Origin of the sequence: Enteractinococcus helveticum (genome assembly GCF_020742345.1) — a bacterium.
GTDB classification, from domain to species: Bacteria; Actinomycetota; Actinomycetes; order Actinomycetales; family Micrococcaceae; genus Yaniella; species Yaniella helvetica_A.
This window is the reverse complement of sequence record NZ_DYXC01000028.1, coordinates 1-20,239: the sequence shown is the minus strand read 5'-3', so window position 1 is coordinate 20,239 and position 20,239 is coordinate 1. Positions and strand designations below refer to the sequence as shown.

The window sequence follows — 20,239 nt, the reverse complement described above, 5'->3', positions numbered from 1 at the left end:
ACTACCCAGCACTAGGAATGATGATACGGTCGGCCAGCCGAAATTTCCTGAGCGCGATATACCTGCTCAACGACCATCAGCCGAACCAACTGATGGGGAAACACCAGCTTTGACAGGGACCACACAGTATTGGCGCGCGCTCGCAGCCGGTCATTGACGCCGTAGGCCCCACCGATAATCAAGGTTGGGTGCCGCCCGGTATCAAAGAGTTGCTGCAGGTGGCTGGCCAGTTGCGGGGAGGTGAAATTTTTGCCGCGTTCGTCGAGCAGAATGACGTAGTCCTGCGGGCGGAGGTGTTTCTCAATGGCTGCGGATTCTTCTTCGCGGGAGCGCTGTTCACCGGCGGTGGCGTGTGGAACCAATACGAAGTCGACGTCGTAGGGCTTCTTGAGTCGTTTGAGGAACCGATCAATACCGTCGGCAACCCAGGTCTCATGTCGTTTCCCTACGGTGATGATTCGCATACTCAAGATTTATATCCTTCAGATCCCCAGCTGTTGTCTTTAATTACTACGCATTGTAGCTTTTCAGCCATGGAATTTACTCCCTGGACCATTCTCATTGATGCAGGTTTGATCGGCATCCTGTTGATTATCGGCGCCGGACTGCGCGCCATCATCCGGCCCCTGCAAGCGTTGATGATCCCGGCTTCTGTGATTGCAGGCATTCTCGGGTTGCTTTTGGGCCCGCAGGTACTGGGCTGGCTGCCGTTTTCTGACCAATTATCAACATATTCGTCGGTGCTCATCGCCGTTGTCTTCGCGGCCGTGGCTATGACCGATGACTTTGATATTCGTAAACTCAATCGCAATGTTGGTGGATTCGCAGCCCATGGGGTGCTGATGTATGCACTCCAGGTAGCACTGGGCATGGGGCTGGTGTTAGCGGTGCTGCAGCCCGTATTTGGTGCACCAGATTCATTGGGAGTCGTGCTGTTTGCTGGCTGGGCCGGGGGCTACGGTACCGCTGCAGCCATGGGAGATGCGTTTTCTTCAGTCAGCCCAGAGATTAGTTCCCTGGCATTTACCTCCGCGACCGTTGGGCTGATTATCGGCATCGTCGGGGGTATCATTCAGGCCCGGCTCGCAGCCAAACGCGGGCACGTTCAAGCATATGGATCCATGAGTTCATTACCAGAACAAGAACGCACCGGCGTTATTCGCGAAGTCAATAAACGACCTTCGATCGGGCAGCACACATTCACTGGTTCCTCGATCGAATCCTTGGGCTTTCAGGCCTCAGTGGTGATCATGATCGCTGCTGCAGGTTACGGGATCTCCCTGTGGATCGGCGGTATCTGGCCGGATCTGGCCGTGCCGGTGTTTGTCCTGGCCTTCCTGCTGGGTTTGGTGGTCCGCGCTGCCATGACAAAAATTAATGTCTCCCCCTATATCGACAAGCCCACACTGCAATCCATCTCAGGCACTGGAACCGACATTTTGATCGTTGCCGGTATTGCCTCGATCCAACCGCAAATCGTTGCCGACTTCGGCATCGAACTGCTCATCATGTTTGTCTTCGGACTTGCGTTGACCCTGTTCCTGGGCTTGTGGGTTGCGCCACGACTCATGCATGAGGGCTGGTTCGAACGCTCTATATTCACCTGGGGTTGGTCCACCGGAGCGGTGGCGACCGGTATTGCCATGCTGCGTGTCGTTGATCCCAAACTTAAATCAAATACTCTAGAAGACTTCGGTCTGGCTTATATCCCCGTCACACCGGTAGAAATCTCCGCCGTTACTTTCGTGCCAGCGCTGGTCATTGCAGGTGCCGCCTGGGCGGTGGTTGGTATCTGGGGCGTGATAGCCATCGGAGCCGTGATCGCAGGACTGTTTATTGCTCGGGCCAACCGACGCGCAGCCCAAGCTAGCATGTCATAACCACGACGGCGTCATGCTGAAGATTTCCATTCTCATGCTGTCCGTGGTTGTTCTCCAGTGACCTTATGTCCAATAACTGTGCCTAACAGTTGCATATAGGTCAGTTCGTTAAGATCTGCTGAGCCATCGTGAAGTCACAGCTGGTATCGGAAACTTTTTATGAATCGACACATGTTTGAGCACGCCCTTATGAGATAGGTATTATGTGTCTGGAAATCGACACCGTATGCAGAGGATAACTCATGTCGCAAGATTCAAATTTGTCTGACAACAACACGGCGCAAGAATCGTCTATTACCCCGCCGGCACACTCGGAACCGCCGGCCCCTGATGCAACATCAGCAGCAACTTCGGCACCAGAATCGAATAATCATTATCCCCGTGAGGCCTCATTTGCTCCGGCTCCTTTACCACCGTCGCCAGCTCCGAATCAGCAGGTTCAACAGCAGCAGGCAGAGCAGACCGGCGTTTTTATACAAGTCAAAGCACGTAATCCACTGCTCTATGCTGCAGTCGACTTCCTGATTACTGGCCTGGGGCTCATGCTGCAGGGCCGGGTAGGCCTTGGTGTGCTATTCCTTGGAATAAATATTATTGCGAGCTTTTTTCTTGCGATTCCGGTTCTTGGTTGGATCGTATTTTTCGTCGTCATGGTTCCGGTATGGATTATTAGTATGACCATGGCGTTTACTACTGCTAAAACCTGGAATCGTCAGCACGGAATTATCAGCTGATATCTCGACGCGAACGGCGTTAAATCGCGGGGCAGTGTACCAACACTTGGTACGCTGCCCCGCGATGTTGTTTATACAAACATCCATCTCCATAAGTGATTCACACCAACACGACGGTTCTCGGACAGGTCCACAGGCAGCATTGCCCAAGATCTTAAACCAGCTAGCAGTCCGTCGCGTAGCGATGCCCCATCAGGTGCTGGCAGGAATGGCACAATCCTGGGAATCACAGCGTCAACACGATACATGAGACCAGTTCGGGGACCCAACGAAAATGCCGTGGACGACGGCGACAGGACAGATTCGCACTGGGTTTCGGACAAGCCAATGCGCACAAGCTAGCTGGACACTCTGGGACTATATCAATAGATTGACCAGATTAAACTCGGCCGTAATGGTGTTCTTCGACGTCCACCGCCTCGGCACAATCTACGGTGCGATAATCAATGATTCCATCCACCCCTATCTGCGCCAAGAAGTCACAATTCGTAGGGCTTGCGGTTCCGATAACAACAGCGCCGTGAGCTTTGGCAATCTGAGCTAACAGATGGCCGGCTCCACCCGCCGGCGCGTGAATCTTCCAATCGGTAAAGCTGATACTGGTCGCAGGGATGCACGCAAGACAGGGGTCAGCGAGGACTGAGACTAGTCGCATAAGCAAACATGAAACCAACCACAGTGGAACTTTCCGTGTATACAGTTTCGCGATATTTTCGGAATTTAGCTCATAATACTGGCCAAGACCTCAGATCTATGTATACACTGTGAGTTATGCGAGCAAGTGAACGAGCCTACCAAGCGCTGCGGCAGGACATTCTGAATTGGGATCTCCCACCCGGCTCTGTCTTGGCTGAGGTGGAGTTATCGGAACGCCTCGGCGTCTCCAGGACTCCCGTTCGCGAAGCCGTTGCAAAACTCGTGGCCGACGGTTTGGCCGAAGCCCAACGAGGCCGCGGCACTGTGGTCTCGGACGTTTCGCTTGACGATCTGGCCGATATGTTCGTGTTACGTCGCGTATTAGAAACCGAAGCAGCAAGACTGGCGGCCACCAGCAACCAGACCGAACAGTTTGGGCCGCTGGCTCAACAGTTTCGGGCCATCAGCTGCGACTCACAAGTTTTAGAGGACCCCGGAACCTACTATCAACTGATTGCCACCATGGATGAGCTCATCGATTCCGCGGCCGGCAACAGTTACATCTCCGGGGCGCTTTCAAATTTGCGAGTTCACCTGACACGAGTACGTCGCATGGCCAAAGACAATCCGCAACGTCTCGCCGCTTCGGCGGTGGAACACGCCCGAATCGCCGAAGCTATCGCTAAGAAAGATCCGCTGGTCGCTAGAGCAGCCACGATTATGCATTTACAGGCCTCACTAGACCACATTTTGACCCACGCTGAAACCCCGAAGGGACATCATGATTAACCACGAAGTACGCGTCTACCCGTCCGCCGAGAACCTACCACACGAAGACCAACTGGCATATAAAATTGCCAAAGTCGCCGCTGACGACGTCGAAGTCACTGACGATGTCAAAGAGATGATTATTAACCGCATCATCGATAACGCTTCGGTTGCTGTTGCATCGCTGAACCGCGCACCAATCATCTCTGCACGCTCCCAGGCCGTGACCCACGCACCAACCACCAACGGCGCCGGCGCGTCAGTTTTTGGTATCAAAGAAAAAGTTTCACCAGAATGGGCAGCCTGGGCCAATGGTGTGGCCGTTCGTGAACTCGACTACCACGACACCTTCCTGGCAGCAGACTACTCCCACCCCGGCGACAATATCCCAGCAATTCTGGCAGCTGCCGAACACGCAGGAAAGTCCGGTCACGATCTCATCCGGGGTATTGCCACCGGTTATGAGATCCAAGTCAACCTGGTCAAGGCCATCTGCTTGCACGAGCACAAGATTGACCACGTCGCACACCTCGGCCCATCCGCAGCGGCCGGTCTGGGCACCCTGCTGGGTGCCGATGTCGAAACCATTTTCCAGGCTGTCGGCCAGGCACTGCACACCACCACCGCAACGCGTCAGTCGCGTAAAGGTGAAATTTCCACGTGGAAAGCTCACGCACCAGCCTTCGCCGCCAAGATGGCCGTGGAGTCCATTGACCGTGCACTGCGCGGCCAGACCTCACCGGTCCCAATTTATGAAGGTGAAGACGGTTTTATCGCCTGGCTGCTCGACGGCCCGGATGCCTGCTACAGCGTCCCACTGCCAGAACAAGGTGAAGCAAAACGCGCCATCTTAGACACCTACACCAAGGAACACTCGGCAGAATACCAGGCACAGGCCTGGATTGACCTGGCCCGTAAACTGAATACAGAACACCCAGAGGCCACCGATCCGGCCAATGTCGAATCAATTCTGATCAAGACCTCGCACCACACCCACTATGTGATCGGTACCGGGGCGAACGACCCAGAAAAGATGGACCCCAACGCCTCGCGTGAAACCCTGGACCACTCGATCATGTACATCTTCGCGGTTGCCTTACAAGACGGCAGCTGGCACCACGTTGATTCCTATGCGCCAGAACGCGCACAGCGCCCAGACACCGTTGAACTGTGGCACAAGGTCTCCACGGTTGAAGACCCAGAATGGACGCGCCGTTACCACTCGCTGGATCTCAACGAAAAAGCCTTCGGTGGCTCGGTAGAGATCACGCTGAAAGACGGTACCGTGATCACCGACGAAATCGCTGTGGCTGACGCCCACCCACTGGGGGCCCGGCCATTTGGTCGCGAACAGTACATCAACAAATTCCGCACCCTGGCAGAAGGTATTGTGGAAGAGGCGGAGATCACACGCTTCCTGGATGTCGTTGCGCGCCTTGATGAACTCAAAGCAGGTGAACTCGATCAGCTCAACGTGGTTGCCAAACCCGGGTACATCAATCCGGCAGACGCACCGAAGGGACTCTTCTAAATGCTGTATTCAAAAGTCAGCCCCGCAGACAAGCGGGTTGCCTTACGCAAGATGCTCACCCCCGGAGTTGCGCGCCAGTTCCCGGGCGCGTTCAACCCGTTGAGCGCCCGACTGATCGAAGAAAAAAACTTCGACGGCGTCTACATCTCCGGTGCCGTGCTAGCCAATGATCTGGGCCTGCCTGACATCGGCCTGACCACGCTACCGGAGGTGGCAAACCGCGCCGGCCAGATCGCCCGCATGACGGATCTGCCGGCACTAGTGGATGCCGACACCGGATTCGGTGAAACCATGAACCTGGCTCGTACCATCCAGGAACTGGAACACGCCGGCCTGGCCGGAATGCACATCGAAGACCAGATCCTGCCCAAACGTTGTGGCCACCTGGATGGCAAGACCGTTGTGGACACCGCGACCATGACCCAGCGAATCGCTGCTGCCGCCGATGCGCGCATTGATGACAACTTCCTCATCATGGCACGCACCGATATCCGCGGCATCGACGGGTTGGACGCAGCCATCGACCGGGCACGTGCCATGGTGGATGCCGGGGCGGATGCGATCTTCCCGGAAGCCATGAAGGACCTGTCCGAATTCGAAGCGATCACCAACGCCGTCGATGTTCCTGTGCTGGCAAATATGACCGAGTTCGGCAAATCCGAACTGTTCACCCGCCAGCAACTCGCCGACGTCGGCGTAGCTATGATCATCTACCCGGTCACGCTGCTACGCAGTGCCATGGGAGCTGCTGAGCGTGTCCTGGATACGATCACCGCTAACGGCACACAGGATGCCTATGTTGATCAGATGCTGACTCGTGCCAGACTGTATGACCTGGTGGCCTACGAGGACTACAACGCATTTGACTCCGGGATCTTCAACTTCGAAGTGCCCGGCCTGGATACTCAAGCCAACGCCGAAAACCTCTAAACCCCGAGGAGAACCATGTCCATGACTGAAGAAATCAGAAAAGGCCTAGTCGGCGTTGTTGCCGATTCCACCGCCATTTCCAAAGTCAACCCAGAGACCAACTCGCTGCTGTATCGCGGCTATCCGGTACAAGATCTGGCCAGCAAAAAATCCTTTGAAGAAGTTGCACTGCTGCTGTGGCATGGCGAACTGCCAACCCAGGAACAACTGGATGACTTCATCAAGCTGGAACGCGCCAACCGCGCACTGGATCCGGCTGTCAAGGCCGCGATCGACCTGCTGCCAAAAGATGCCCACCCGATGGACGTTGCCCGCACCGCGGTTTCGGTGATCGGTGCTCGTCACGACGACGCCGAAAACTCCGACCCGTCGGTCGAGCTGCGCAAAGCCAAAGAACTCTTTGCCGCGTTCCCCGCTGTCGTTGCTTATGATCAGCGCCGTCGTCGTGGCATGGACGTTATTGAACCACGCAACGACCTGGACTACTCACAGAACTTTTTGTGGATGACCTTCGGGGAAGAACCAGCAGAAGAAGTCGTTGATGCATTCCGCGTCTCGATGGTCCTGTACGCTGAGCACTCGTTCAACGCTTCGACTTTCACCGCACGTGTGATCACGTCAACCGAGTCGGATCTGCACTCGGCGGTCACCGGTGCAATCGGTGCGTTGAAGGGTAACCTGCACGGTGGCGCAAATGAAGCCGTGATGCACACGTTCCATGACATCGGTATTGACGAAAACGAATCCCGTGAATCGGCTGCCGAACGCGCCAAAGCATGGATGGAAGCAGCCCTGGTCGAAAAGAAGAAAATTATGGGCTTCGGACACCGCGTGTACAAATCTGGTGATTCGCGTGTGCCATCCATGAAAGCAGCACTGGATCGGATGATCGACTACTACGGTCGCCACGAGATCCTGGGCCTCTACGACGGTTTGGAAAACGCCATGACAGAGGCCAAGAACATTCTGCCCAACCTCGACTACCCGGCCGGCCCGACCTATCACCTGATGGGCTTCGACACCGAAATGTTCACCCCGATCTTCATTGCCTCGCGCATTACCGGGTGGACCGCTCACATTATCGAACAGCGTGCTGACAACGCACTGATTCGCCCACTGTCTGCCTACAACGGCCCAGACCAGCGCGAAATCTAAGCCCAATAACGGCATACTGAAAGCCGCGGATCCCTGCAAGCACAGGGATTCGCGGCTTTTTGAATCTCTGCCTGAGTCCGGACAAAAAACTAGCGGTCACCTTTGGAAAAAATTTCTTTCTTCCGGTGACCGCTGGCCTTTCCGATTACCCGTTAGGGCTTTCGTGAGGGAATTCTCAATCTGATTTTCACCTCTGATTTCCTTTTCCCTCACTGATAATTTTACCGCATGCTGCTAACTGTGTCTACGAAAATCAGGGTCCTATTTCATCGAAAACGTGGTGCATCGGTGGCGTATTCCCCTCAGGTTCTACGCCCTGACAATCGGGCTGGTGAGCACAGCAACAAACGCGTTCCCCGTGAATAATGCTCGTTGGCCTAGAAGTACCTGACAGCAATGTCGGAGAATAGAGTCAATACCGTGGTGCCAGAAGCGCGCCACGATCGTGGCGAAGGAATCACCACATGAGCAGAATGTATTTCACCGCTGACTTGCATTTAGGGGACGAACTTGTCGCCAGAAATCGCGGCTACAGCAATGTGCATGACTACGATGACATGATCGTGGAAACCGTGATCAGCACCGTGCTCGAAGATTCCACGCTATGGATTCTTGGTGACTTAATGGGGTGGAGCTCCCGTCGTGAACATGCGCTTTCCTTGCTTCAACACGTTCAGTTTGAGACCGGGGTTATCATGCATCTCGTTCCAGGCAATCATGACACCTGTCATCCCATGCACCGGCATGCCCATAAAGAACAGTCAAAATATTTCGGAGTATTTACCTCGGTGCAGCCCTTTGCCAAGATCCGGCACAATCGTGGTGATGTCTTGCTATCCCACTTCCCGTATAAGGGCGACCACACGGTAGAGCAGCGCTTTAACCAGTGGCGACTACGCGATTATGGGCTCCCGCTCATTCACGGTCACACTCACCAACCAACACCAACGGATGTGACCCGACCAAATCAGGTATGTGTTTCCTGGGATGCCTGGGGCAGGCCAGCAAAACTACACGAGGTGATGGCTCTATTAGAGGCGGACAACACTGGCGGTGCATGACGGCGCAACCCAAGGGCATCGTCAGCTTTGACTACCTTATTTGCTGTTAGGGTGAGGCCATGGATGCTGAAGCTGTATCGCTCGAGGGGCGAATATTTGCTGGTGTAGAGAACTCATCGACCGGTGAAGTCGGGCAATCAACGATCTTTACCTATCACCAGGACCAAGACATTATTTGGGCTGAATACTCAGGCGGCTCAATTATTCGTGGTTACCTGATGGGCACCCGCCGCGGCGAGAAGCTGCACTTCCGCTATGCACATCTGAGCACCAGCAAAGAAACGTCCACGGGAGTTTGCGATTCAACCGTAGAGATTCTTGACGACGGTCGTGTGCGTTTGCATGAGTCATGGGCCTGGGAGTCTCGGCCTGAAACAGGCAACAGCATTGTGGAGGAACTCAAATAGCCTCATCAACCCCTTACCTGCCTGGATGGAAACACAGCGCATTGTGACCCCGTATTCTCATGCTGAACTTCAGTGGGTGATTTGACTTGCTCAGCTGACACTGCCAGGCTAATCGTGGTGTCGATCTCTCCGCCTGGATCACACAAACTTTACGATATTTTCGGAGATGCAGGTTTTTGTGCGTACTCTTCCTTTTGATGAGACTGCTGCAGACAATTTAATTAAGGCCCTCGAGCAAGCGCAGGAGCGGGTAGAGCGGCAGCGTCAGGAACGTTCGGATGCCGTTGAACACGCGCTTCAAGATTTCGCTGGTGCGTACAAGGAACTCTTTATTCAAGCCGCTGATGATGCGGTCACTGACGCCAATGTGTTAGTCAATGTCTTGTTGAGTCTGAGTACACAGATCAGCACCGCAAAGGCTCAAGCCCAGAAGGAACAGCAACGCCTTGATGACCTGACTGAGTGGGAACGCGCCAGCCACTGTGGGAGCAGCGCCAGCCACTGTGGGATGCTTTTACTACGGGTGGTGCTGCATCGGGGCTGAATCCCTTTGTTGCCCAAGGGGCGCCCACCGTTGACCGGTGGATGAATAAGCCATCGGAAACCCCAATTACCCCACCCACAATCACGGCAAACTTCGAACCGAGGGGCAGGATCCGTACTAGCGGCGGAAGCTCGGAAGACACCAGTTCTGCCCGCCCCAATCTGCTGCGCGAGTTTGTGGCCACGAGTCAAAGCTGTAACCGGATCCTGGATGAAGAGCTTTCAACCCTGCAGTCGGCCTGGTCGGCATTCCGTGCTACCTGTTCCTGGGTTACTGTCGATACGTTTACTTTGCTGAACGGGTTTGCAGACTATCTTGTTGAATGTGAAACCGATGCCCAATGGATCGATTACATTGCTGATGCATTTGAGGTCGCCGGCGGGGTGGGGCTGCTGGATTCCGTGTTGAATGGCATGGCTGTGTCAGCTCTAGTCCCGGCGATGTCTGACCAACAACTGTTGAAGGCCCTCAAGCGTCTCGACCAAGAGCAACTGGCCAAGTTGTTCGAGTCGTCTCCGGCCTTAGCCAACCAGCTGCACTTGATCGATCCGGTGACCATTAATGAGTGGTGGCACGGCCTAACCCCCGGTGGCTCTGGCCAGCAGAACACGGTCGTGCACGCGTTACCGCAGATCTTTGGCAACCTTGAGGGGATCCCGTACGCCGCTCGGGCTAGAGCAAATCAAATAGTGCTGAATCGTGACATGGTTGGAGTCGCCAAGCGTATCGAAACACTCAGGGAGCGGATTGCCTGGCACGAGCAACAGGCCCCGCACAACGTTGGCCAGAATATGATTCCCAACATCAGCCTGAATCATCGGCAAAACGATCGGCAATGGCTCGAGCAACACGACGATCTGTTGGCTCGTTTGGACGAGCTCACCGGGCTGCAAACCACCTTGGGTGAGCTCAAGACACTATCGACGAAGGACTTCGGGGATAGCACAACCTCCCTGGTCTCGTACGAATTCGGGCACCCACCATTAGCGGCGATTGCCTTGGGCGATATGGATACTGCTACACAGGTCACCTATAACGTGCCCGGCATGGGCAACACTACAGCGAATATGCGAGAGTGGATGACTGCATCAAATAACCTCCATGAGTCGATCTCTCGGAGTGACGATGCGGCCACGGTTGCATGGATGGATTATGAAACGCCTCCAATGCCGCTTCCATTGTCATGGAACTCCTTTGACGTCCTGGTCAATCAACGCGCTGCTGTTGGTGGCGAGCGTCTCGCGGAGAGTCTCAGAGGTGTCCAAGCCGTCCGTGCCGATGACGCGCCCCAGCTTAATGGGAAGGCCCACTCTTACGGCGGTCCCACGCTTGCTCATGCGATCACTCAACCCGGGGTGCACGTTGACAATGTGTTCTTTGTTGCCACACCTGGGATGCAGAGTCAGATCACCCACGCCAGCCAACTTAATGCCGACAACGTCTATGCCATCCGAATCCGTAGCACTATTATTGGCCTGGAAGATGGTATTGGTTTCCTGCCGGATGTAGACGGTGATAACGCTGCTTGGATGGGCCGTGACCTGAGTAAGGTACGTACCACGGATGTTATGGCTCCAGCGTTTGGGGCGACCTCGTATGGCAGCGATACTGGGACTGAGGATGTTGGGCTGCCGACCACCCAGCATGGAGCCTTGGCTGGGCATGGTGAGGATGGGGCAGGGCATTATGATGTGGATACCGAAAATCTGGACAATGTGGGCTACGCGTTGAACGGTGAGCTGGACGAGATGAGTCCCTATATTGACAAGGGCCCGACCCCGCTTCAGGAAGGGTTGGCTGAGGTCAACGAAACCATCCAAAAGCTCCAGTACGCATATGATGAGGCGACCAACCCTTTCCCAGTGAGATTACCGATGCCCGAACCAGACGGCTCCTCGCCAATACCCATTCCACCCGTACGCTAACCTCCAGGCACCGAACCTGCCGCCAACACTACGTCCCAGGAGTTTCCCATAGCACCCCATAATCGCAGTTTGAGAACTGGTCTGCAGCGTATCCTGGTTGGTGGTATTTGCCTGTTGCTTACCCTGGGAATAACAGGATGCAGCACCGCCCCCGATGCGAGTAACGAAACCTCAGAGGAGCCCATGACAAACGATTACACCGTGGAACAAGCCCGCCAAGACCCCATCGATCTGGTCACCTCCACCACGGAATTACTGGACTCAGACAATTGGGAGTCGTCTTCCGGGACCCCGTGGCCTGGATTCTGCCGCTCCTCAGAGGGGGAAGAGGGCGCTAGCTACTCCTACAACTTACTCACTGCGCAGCGCTCAGGTGATTTGCTTGCCGATGCACAAAAAGTAGCCGATCATTGGGAGAAGCTCGGGATGGACGTCCGCGTTGTTCACAAAGACGTCGTCTCACCGCGGGTGTATGCCACCGGCGGACCGGTTGTTAGAGCAAGCTTTCTAACAAAGATCCCAGGCGATGACATGTACGAAGTGGGAGCTGTGGGTAAGTGTGTTGCTGGCTACGATCTTGACTTGCAGGAAGAAGAGCGTCAACGCCGAGCAGACCGTGAAGTCATCCCAGGTGACAACTACTTCCACAACCACCCACCAGAAGACACAGACCAGGAATAATCATTGCGCAGTCGGTTGAGATGGCACCTCAGCAGGACCGCAGCCGCCGGGCTTCTGGTCCTCATAGTCGTCACCGGGTGCTCCTCCGAACAGCGAGAGACTGCACCCGCATTGCCGGAGACGGCCCAGGCGGATTACACCATTGAACAAGCCCGCCAGGACCCCATCGACTTGGTCACCGCCACGACGGAAATATTAGCATCTGATAACTGGGAGTCGTCCTCCGGGACTCCGTGGCCGGGAACCTGTACCCTGCCCAACGGCGAGGACGGCACTTACTACTCCTACAGCCTACGCACTGACCAGCGCTCCTATGACATGGATGCCGATGTCCAGAAAGTAATCGACTACTGGGAAAGTCTGGGGGTGAGCACACGTATCGTTGACCACGGTGAGTATCCAACTGTCTATGCAACGGGAGGCCCCGTGGTGAGAGCAAGCTTCATGTCGAAGATCCCCGGCGCTGACAAATACAAAGTGGGAGCCGTCGGTGGGTGCGCACCAGGCGATAGTTTGGAACTCATGCAGGTTGAAAATGACCGTGCCGAGCAGCGTGGAATCATTCCGGGCGACAGCTATTTCCCGAACCATCCACCAGAAGATACCGAAGCCGACGGAGGTGATGCCGATATCCAGCCTTCGGAGCAAATCGACTAAACCCGGTCAGATCGAACTATCAAGTCTGGTGAGGGAGCTCAAACCAGAATTACGGCTGCGATGAGCCAATGCGCTGTGCATGCTCGTGTCCTCTAGGCCATGACTGCCAACCGAATCAGGTATGTGTCTCCTGGGCTGGCACTGGCTTCCACACCATGTCGACGCCAGCTTCAACGAGCAACCATCCGATGCGTTCGTAGTCGTAAGCAATGCTCGAGGAAAACCAATAGGTCGTATCGGGGTCCCATCCGGCGATCACACTGGCGGAATCAGTGATGTCGTCGACGGGGATAGCAATACCCGCGGCCGAGAGATACGCACCAACCTGAAGATGTACGGCGTCATAATGTTCTGCAACCTGCACCCAGCCGGGAGTTATCCACCGGCCTATTCGTCCCGTGGTTCGGTACCAATCGTGGCGTTTCTGCGCGGTGACGTCCATCGGAAACCTGGCACATAGCTTTGCCCAGTCGGAAGCATCTTCAATCTCGAATACGGAAATATCCTGCGGCACGAACACTCTCATGCTTTCGGCGTCTTCCCAGCCGAAGCTGTCTTCGACGAACCACAGGCCAGCAGGGCTTCCATCAAACAGCTTGCGGGTCGATGAGGGCATGGTGACCGGTGGGTGAGACCACCATTCACCGCTCCAGTTGGCAGTTGGGGCCTGATCGCGTTCCTGAAGAGCCAAGCGTTCTTCGGCCCGTTGCTGATCACTGGCCGCAAGTAGCGTTGCATGCACGTCGTCAGGAATGGTGACTGGTGCAGCACCCTCCCATAACACGCAGTGTTGTGTAAATCGATCAACGGGAGTCCACCACCATCCTGGCAGTGGTGAGGCTGCGATGTGTTCGGCCACGCGCCGCAGGCCATGTAGCATATCGGGTGTTGCCGCTAGCACGTCGTCACCATCAGGTTCCTGCCAGTAGCGAGCGGTATCTACAGCGACTGCTAACGCACTGCGTAGAGTTTTCGGAGTGGGTTCCAACAGCTCGACCATGTCCAAGCGCTCTGCGGCTTCGGCGGGAGTTACCACTGGCATATCGGGCTGCTCGGTAACTTCGCCAAATAGTGATTGGTACTTGCGTGCGCTGCCGCTGATAACAGCCGGATCCAGGCGGTAGGCGGCGTCGAATGCCGCAGATCCGAAGGACTCTTCACTACGGACCGGATTCTGTGCGAGTTCCGAAGCCAACGCATATTCCAGTAAGAACCGGCGGCCTCTGGGACCAGCGAGCAGACGCTCCGCTATGGTTGACGCTGAAGCTGAGCTATTCATGTAGCCGTCCCTTATTTCTCGTGCCTCATCAATGACGTAGGTTGTCGTTGTTATGACATGTAGATCACACTGTAATAGAAAACTTTGAGCCCAGAATGCGCCCAACAAAAGGGGACTGAGGAAAAAAGAAAGATCCTACCCGTTGCAATATCAACGATGTAGGAGCTTTCTGTTCAGCGGTAACGTAGGAATTAGAAGTCCTTTATGGCCCCGCATGGATATGCGAAACTGGCGTATTTATGCGGTTTCTGACTCATCTACATCACTCAAAATAGCCACGTTTTACAGCACCTTGAGCCCAAAATGAGCCCACAAACTTAGGCGAAGAATCAGGGGTGGTAGATCGGGCGGCCTGACAGTTCTGTGGATATTTTTAGAAGTCACTCGCGCGAGATCTTGTAATGCGAATCTAGTACAATATTGTGCTAACTTAGTAGAACAATGATTGTGATGCTATGCGCTACCCATCGGAGGGACTCTTGTTCCGCTCATTTTTATATGACCTTAAAAGTATTCTTCCCTTAGAAGTCGCACTGACGTTCGGGATTATTATTTTTGCTCTTTCATGGCTTTGGCCACGACGTGTCATTTCTCTTCCAGGGGCAGGCCTGAGGAGAACGGTGTTGATCTGGTCAGGGACTGTAGGGGCGCTGCTTGTAGTGGCGGCCGCAACCTTGGGCAGCCTGATTAATGTCCTGGTTTACGACTCTTCTGGCTTTGATGGATGGTGGAGACGTCCGTTGCCGTTGGTGGTTGTGGTAGTGGTCGTTGCGATTGCCGGAGTATTGCTACGCCACGTGCCACGGCCCAGACCTGGAGAACAGGCCATCATGCCGCAGCGATCGTGGCGCACGTTTACACCCCAGGTAGTGCTGAGGTGTGTATCGATCGGTTCCGCAGTGCTCACGGTGACTGTCGTGTGGCACATCATGATTGCTGTATCGGCATCGCGAGGTGGCCCTTTCTTTGGGGAGGTCCCGGAATACAGCATCTTGCCGATCTATATGCGTTTCAACGAAAACTTTGGATACGTGGCTGGTGCCGGTTGGCCCAATCACCTTGCAACGCTCCTGCTGCTTGTGCTGGCGGTGGTTGTTTTCGTTATGGTATTACGCACCGATGCTAATCGGCCTTCGTTTGCGGATACTTCTCTGTCGACGGTCAAGGCGCCGCGCGAAGCCACTGCCCGGGTATTGAGTTGGCTACTCCTGGCTGGGATCCTAACAACGCTAGGAGCCGTGTGGATGCACGTTGGTTCAGCCGGCACGTCACTGGTCGGCCTGGATGAACGATGGGTTTCCGAGACGGCGTCCTATCCGAGGCTTTTCGTTGACGGAAACTATAGTGCGATTGCAGAACCGATGAACCTGATTGGCTACGCCTTGCAAGGACTTGGTGTTGCCCTAGGCCTTCGAATCGCCACCGATACTGTTCGAGCGGCATTTCTGCCACGCAGGGCAGCATCCCAAGGGAGTCTTGAGGCAGTGCGATGAGCAATACTGACCCGAGCACGGCCAACGATATTCTCGAGCTCTTTCGTGGAGCAATTCACTCTGGAGTGCTCGGCGATGGCGAGCGACTACCTACTGTGCGTCAAACCGCACGAGACTTCGGCGTTGCCCAGGCTACAGCAGCAAAAGTCTACAAAATGCTCGAACAAGACGGATTGGTCGTCACGCGAACAGCCGCTGGAACGCGTGTGGCTCCGGGCGCTTCACGTGCACCACGAGAAATCATCGAGCAACTTCGAGCACTTCTTGAGGCCAGCCAGGAGGAACGCATTCCAGTCGAAGACCTCATCGCTATTCTGCGATCGATGTCGAGGCAGCCAATCACACCAGAGTCTAAATAGGGACTGATAATTCTGGGTTTAGTTGTGCTACTAGTCAAGATCAAGAGGAATCAGACCGCCTGACGGAAACATGAGGCAGCCGGTTTGCAAGTCGCACACCGAGTGTGTCGTCGGGGTTCACGCGCTGGGCCTCGCGTGTATACCAGCCCTGAATGTACAGCTGAGGGCGCCAAGCCCGATCAGCAGCCACCCTGCCAATTGGCAAGGTCGATCACAAGGGCTGCGACTCCCGCCACAATTAGAAATACGGCGACCGGATACATGATTCATCGCAGCTTCACCATGATCGTAAAGAAGACGCCCCATAGTACATGCAAACAGACCATTGTCCACTGAACAGGTCGAAAGCTCGGGCCATTGATACAGCTCAACTGAAGGTAAAGGTGACCTTATGGGACAACAGGACGAGTAGCACTTCAAGAGCAACTACAGTAGCTCAACCTCGATTTAGGTCCGACGCTGGTCGCCGCTCGCTCCGTCTACGTCTCGGCTGGTTCGGAAACACCATATGACCAGCAGGCACGGACCACCCCGGTTTGAATTCAACGGAAGATTAGGGCCCTCGAAATGGGGACGTTATGCATGCCATGGTTGATCTAAGACGCAAGGACTGCACCATTCTTTGTTTCATAATTTTTGCGGTGACCGTCGCTGTGGTGTGAGTGATTATCCTCGGATTTACGGGCTGCGGGTTTCGACGTCGAGAGTGGTTATGACAGTTGATGGCGTTGTTATGCGTAGTCGCGCTACCAGTAATTGCCGCACTGGTTGGACTGAATGTGGCACTTGGGGAGTGCCTGGCGACCGCTTGAGTTCCGCTGCTACGGCATACAAGTGGGGTGTTTTACTTGCCATTCTTGTCGTCAGCGGTCTGTAAATAGTCTTCAGATGTGCAGCGCACCTAGCTTGTGAACAGGGCCGGTTCCTTGAATGACGAAGGCCAATGCTGATCATCGGTTTGCATAGAGGCTGGATGAGTTGCATTGTTCGCCTGGAGACTTGTTTAAACTCCGTTCTGACTCATTTTGAAGCAACACTGGATCGAGACCCATAGATCGAATGGAACGTGGCCGACTGGTAGCCTGGACTAATGGTTCGTACAAGGAGACATGCGTGAGCCCAAGCCTGGCCAAAATAGCCTGGCCGTTGTGTACCGAACGGCTTACATTGCGGCCGGTGGTTGATGAGGATCTTCCACAAATTTGGTCCTATCGACGCCTTGCTTCAGTTTCGCGCTGGGTAAGTCGTTCGATCGCTGACTGCCGAGCGTTTCGTGCCGTCTATGGTGCTCCGCTCAAGATGTCTGAGACAATCGTCATCGAGCACTGTGGTCAGGTGATAGGAGACTTGATGATTCGAATCGGTGACGCATGGGGACAGGATGAAATCATCGACCAGGCGCAGGCGACCCAGGCTGAATTAGCTTGGTGTCTTGACCCCGCCTATGTTGGACGTGGCCTAGCGACAGAAGCCGTTCAAGCCCAAATCCGTGTGTGTTTCGAACATCTTAAGCTTCGCCGAGTGGTGGCTTCCTGCTTTGCGGCAAATGAACCATCATGGAGGCTTATGGAGCGGGTGGGCATGCGCCGGGAAGCCCACCGTAGACAAGATGCGTTGCATCGAGATGGCAGCTGGTGCGACACTTTCGACTACGCGCTGCTACTGGATGAGTATCCAGCGGCTGCCTCGAGGTAGGCATACACCAGGGCTGTCGATACAATAACTGTCTCTCGACAGCAGCGCAGAGTCTGAGTCATGGAGAAGAGCACTCGAAGCGCATATGCAGCTCGCGCCAACGAATACGCAGTGCAGCTTGGAACGCTGGAGGCTGTCCATGCTGCTGATCGCCACTTGATCGAGACCTGGGCTGATCAAGTTGGAGGTAGAATCCTCGACGCCGGCTGCGACCCCGGACATTGGACCGCTCATCTCGACCATCGTGGTTGTTCTGTTGAAGGTATCGATCAAGTCCCCGAATTTATCGATCATGCTCAGGCTACTTACCCAGGCGTGGCCTTTGTTACTGGTTCAATCGACAAACTTATCTTAGACATCGGGAGCATAAGTGGAGTACTTTGCTGTTATTCACTCATCCACCACAATCCGAAAACAATTCATATCGCGCTTCGAGAACTAGCACGTGTCACGGCTGGCAGCATTCTTGTTGGCTTCTTCATCGGATCTTCAGTGAAGGCATTCGATCTCGCCATAACCACGGCTTACTACTGGTCAATCAGCGCACTAACCAAGGAACTTGAATCAATGGGCTTCAAAGTCCGAGAAACACACGCCCGCACAGGAACCGGATACCGCCCTCACGACGCTGTGATGGCCACTCGAAAGAGTTAACCGGAACGAACGATGCGATTTACAACTCGCTAATACGAAGTACTGGATTGCTCGCCGGGGACCTGTTTGTACTCCGCGAGGACCCAAACTAAGGTGTCACTGTGCCAAGGAGCCATGCCACGGTTGAATCTTGTTGGGTTGTTAGTCTCGGCTCATAGTTCGTGGAAGGAGAATACCTTTAACGCGAACTTCTTACCAAAATCGGCGTACGCCAACGCTCCGGAGTCTGGGCAGTCGTGGTCGAATCCGGAATCACCGCAGTGACCGCATCAATCCTTGCGATCACAGTTACAGGTCTGGTTTACACGCGGATGGCCACTGCGCTCCACGTTTTCAATCCTGCCCTATCACCCATTGTCCCGATAGCAATTTTGGCGTTGATTCTCGCCGCTTGTGTTGCCGTAAGCATCACAGCAGCCGTGGTCGGCGCGTCACTTGCCCTCAATCGAATCAAAATAGAATGAGGCCACGAAGAGACGTTTGTCAAGGTATCTCAACCATATCGATTTGCGCATATCCGGAATGCTTGCAAGAAGCTATCTAACCCCGAATTTTATCAACCCTATTCCTTGAAGAGACCGCCTTCGACGGAATGGATGCGTCGTCGGCCGCGATGGTCCCGCCTCCAGCTAATGCCAATTACAGTGTCGCGCCCCATCTCCTCGAAAGCTCTTGTCAGGGTTTCCAAGTCAACGCGAGTGAGATGAGTTTTGCTGCTGGTATCAGTCGCGACTAGGAAACCAGTCAGTTGCACAGGTCCGTGAACGCGGGCGTCGTCTTCATCTATCGTGAGGGACTCTTGAGGGCTCATGCGAATGAGGTCCCAGACGAAATGCAGTACATGGCTGTGTATGAACAGATTACACATCTGTTGAGTGGTGATGTTCTGGTCTGATGGTTGGTCGAGGTTATAGAAGCCGTATGCGTTGAGAGCGTCAATGGCATCTGGTAGTTGCTGTCCTTCACGAATCGGATAACTCGTGACGGAAACGGTTTTCTTGCGGATTTCCTGCGTCACTTTATACGGCATGCTGAGCAGGCGTCGTAGAGCGAAGCAACCGATCATGATGTCTCGCTCGATTGTGTAGATGGCCTCGACCTCGGGACCGTAATCGTCGGATTCCACACCAGGTGGCCAGTCAGGCCAGCTACTCGCGTCAGCTGCGTCGCGCAATCGCTGAGCGCACGCTAGAAGCTCACGCTTCCAGGGCCAACTTTCGGTAAACACGATCCTTCATCTCTATAGCGTCGGTACAACTCACACCTTCGTGTGTCAGCTTTCGCAAGTTCATACGACGGTCTGCCCGACTGTGGAGACTCTCACACACCGAGCGTGTCGTCGGAGTTCACTGGCTGGAAATCTCGTGCGTACCAGCTTTGCAGGTACAGCTGAAGAGCACCGAGACCGATCAGTAGCCACCCTTGCCAATTAACCAGGTCGTTCACGAGAGCCACGACTCCCGCGACAATTAGAAATACGGCAACCGGATACCCCCAACAGCCTGGCCTCAGTGCAGGGGCCAACGTCAAAGCCGTCCAGCGGTTGCTGGGCAATAAGTCTGCTTCGATGACCCTCGATGTTTACGCCGACTTATTCGATTCCGATCTGGAGGACGTGACTGAGGCAGGGACAAAATCTTTGAACCCAAAACGGATTTTCTGAGAAAAGAAAAGCTCTTACATCGTTGCAATATCAGCGATGTAAGAGCTTTCTGTTCAGCGGTAGCGGAGGGATTTGAACCCTCGGTACGGGGTTGCCGTACAAAGCATTTCGAGTGCTTCACCTTCGGCCGCTCGGACACGCTACCGTGTGTTTACACCCGACCAAGTATACCCGATGGGGCCATGAA

At 54.7% G+C, this 20,239-nt stretch carries 20 protein-coding genes and 1 tRNA gene; 17 read left to right on the top strand and 4 right to left on the bottom strand.

Going from position 1 to position 20,239, the window contains the following annotated elements; translation table 11 throughout:
• Positions 1-11 precede the first annotated feature (11 nt).
• On the bottom strand, positions 12-470 hold the full coding sequence (locus K8V32_RS01815; protein ID WP_303901967.1) for a 23S rRNA (pseudouridine(1915)-N(3))-methyltransferase RlmH: 459 nt from the start codon (positions 468-470) through the stop codon (positions 12-14).
• A gap of 63 nt (positions 471-533) precedes the next feature.
• Between K8V32_RS01815 and K8V32_RS01810 the strand changes: the two genes are divergently transcribed.
• From K8V32_RS01810 to K8V32_RS01750, 13 genes are all read left to right on the top strand, one after another.
• Positions 534-1,880 carry a sodium/glutamate symporter gene (locus tag K8V32_RS01810; RefSeq protein WP_303901964.1) on the top strand — a complete coding sequence of 449 codons (1,347 nt, stop codon included), beginning with the start codon at positions 534-536 and terminating at the stop codon, positions 1,878-1,880.
• Positions 1,881-2,122: 242 nt separating this feature from the next.
• A complete protein-coding gene (locus tag K8V32_RS01805; protein ID WP_303901961.1) occupies positions 2,123-2,614 on the top strand; it encodes a hypothetical protein in 492 nt (163 codons plus the stop codon).
• A 394-nt stretch (positions 2,615-3,008) separates the two neighbouring features.
• Complete coding sequence (locus K8V32_RS01800) at positions 3,009-3,158, top strand: hypothetical protein (protein WP_303901958.1); 150 nt, start codon at positions 3,009-3,011, stop codon at positions 3,156-3,158.
• 227 nt (positions 3,159-3,385) lie between these two features.
• Positions 3,386-4,039, top strand: coding sequence for a GntR family transcriptional regulator (locus tag K8V32_RS01795; RefSeq protein WP_303901955.1), 654 nt, complete (start codon positions 3,386-3,388; stop codon positions 4,037-4,039).
• Positions 4,032-5,549 carry an MmgE/PrpD family protein gene (locus K8V32_RS01790; RefSeq protein ID WP_524536671.1) on the top strand — a complete coding sequence of 506 codons (1,518 nt, stop codon included), beginning with the start codon at positions 4,032-4,034 and terminating at the stop codon, positions 5,547-5,549. Before K8V32_RS01795 ends, K8V32_RS01790 begins: the two co-directional genes overlap by 8 nt.
• Positions 5,550-6,479, top strand: a complete 930-nt coding sequence (gene prpB, locus K8V32_RS01785; RefSeq protein ID WP_303901953.1) for a methylisocitrate lyase — start codon at positions 5,550-5,552, stop codon at positions 6,477-6,479. It begins immediately after the preceding gene.
• Between the two features lie 21 nt (positions 6,480-6,500).
• The gene (locus K8V32_RS01780) at positions 6,501-7,634 is read left to right on the top strand and encodes a bifunctional 2-methylcitrate synthase/citrate synthase (protein ID WP_303901950.1); all 1,134 of its coding nucleotides are present in this window, start codon (positions 6,501-6,503) and stop codon (positions 7,632-7,634) included.
• A gap of 464 nt (positions 7,635-8,098) precedes the next feature.
• Positions 8,099-8,695 carry a metallophosphoesterase family protein gene (locus K8V32_RS01775; RefSeq protein WP_303901947.1) on the top strand — a complete coding sequence of 199 codons (597 nt, stop codon included), beginning with the start codon at positions 8,099-8,101 and terminating at the stop codon, positions 8,693-8,695.
• A 59-nt stretch (positions 8,696-8,754) separates the two neighbouring features.
• The gene (locus tag K8V32_RS01770; RefSeq protein WP_303901946.1) at positions 8,755-9,102 is read left to right on the top strand and encodes an avidin-fold protein; all 348 of its coding nucleotides are present in this window, start codon (positions 8,755-8,757) and stop codon (positions 9,100-9,102) included.
• 178 nt (positions 9,103-9,280) lie between these two features.
• A complete protein-coding gene (locus K8V32_RS01765; protein ID WP_303901943.1) occupies positions 9,281-9,646 on the top strand; it encodes a hypothetical protein in 366 nt (121 codons plus the stop codon).
• Positions 9,565-11,571, top strand: a complete 2,007-nt coding sequence (locus K8V32_RS01760; RefSeq protein WP_303901941.1) for an alpha/beta hydrolase — start codon at positions 9,565-9,567, stop codon at positions 11,569-11,571. Before K8V32_RS01765 ends, K8V32_RS01760 begins: the two co-directional genes overlap by 82 nt.
• Before the next feature lie 183 nt (positions 11,572-11,754).
• Positions 11,755-12,252 (top strand): hypothetical protein, encoded by a 498-nt coding sequence (locus K8V32_RS01755; RefSeq protein WP_303901938.1) that lies wholly within the window; start codon positions 11,755-11,757, stop codon positions 12,250-12,252.
• Between the two features lie 3 nt (positions 12,253-12,255).
• Complete coding sequence (locus K8V32_RS01750) at positions 12,256-12,909, top strand: hypothetical protein (RefSeq protein ID WP_303901935.1); 654 nt, start codon at positions 12,256-12,258, stop codon at positions 12,907-12,909.
• 115 nt (positions 12,910-13,024) lie between these two features.
• Here the strand turns inward: K8V32_RS01750 and K8V32_RS01745 are convergent, their stop codons facing one another.
• Entirely contained in the window at positions 13,025-14,188 is a 1,164-nt protein-coding gene (locus K8V32_RS01745) for a hypothetical protein (RefSeq protein WP_303901932.1), read from the bottom strand.
• Between the two features lie 620 nt (positions 14,189-14,808).
• Here K8V32_RS01745 and K8V32_RS01740 point away from each other — a divergent pair.
• The 4 genes from K8V32_RS01740 (at position 14,809) to K8V32_RS01725 (ending at position 18,389) form a co-directional block, all read left to right on the top strand.
• Entirely contained in the window at positions 14,809-15,681 is an 873-nt protein-coding gene (locus K8V32_RS01740) for a hypothetical protein (RefSeq protein ID WP_303901929.1), read from the top strand.
• The gene (locus tag K8V32_RS01735; RefSeq protein WP_303901926.1) at positions 15,678-16,040 is read left to right on the top strand and encodes a GntR family transcriptional regulator; all 363 of its coding nucleotides are present in this window, start codon (positions 15,678-15,680) and stop codon (positions 16,038-16,040) included. Before K8V32_RS01740 ends, K8V32_RS01735 begins: the two co-directional genes overlap by 4 nt.
• 1,113 nt (positions 16,041-17,153) lie before the next feature.
• Positions 17,154-17,735 (top strand): GNAT family N-acetyltransferase, encoded by a 582-nt coding sequence (locus K8V32_RS01730; protein WP_303901922.1) that lies wholly within the window; start codon positions 17,154-17,156, stop codon positions 17,733-17,735.
• Between the two features lie 60 nt (positions 17,736-17,795).
• A complete protein-coding gene (locus tag K8V32_RS01725; RefSeq protein WP_303901918.1) occupies positions 17,796-18,389 on the top strand; it encodes a class I SAM-dependent methyltransferase in 594 nt (197 codons plus the stop codon).
• 562 nt (positions 18,390-18,951) lie between these two features.
• Here the strand turns inward: K8V32_RS01725 and K8V32_RS01720 are convergent.
• Entirely contained in the window at positions 18,952-19,515 is a 564-nt protein-coding gene (locus K8V32_RS01720) for a hypothetical protein (protein WP_303901915.1), read from the bottom strand.
• Positions 19,516-20,109: 594 nt separating this feature from the next.
• Positions 20,110-20,197, bottom strand: a tRNA-Ser gene (locus K8V32_RS01710).
• Between the last annotated feature and the right edge of the window lie 42 nt (positions 20,198-20,239).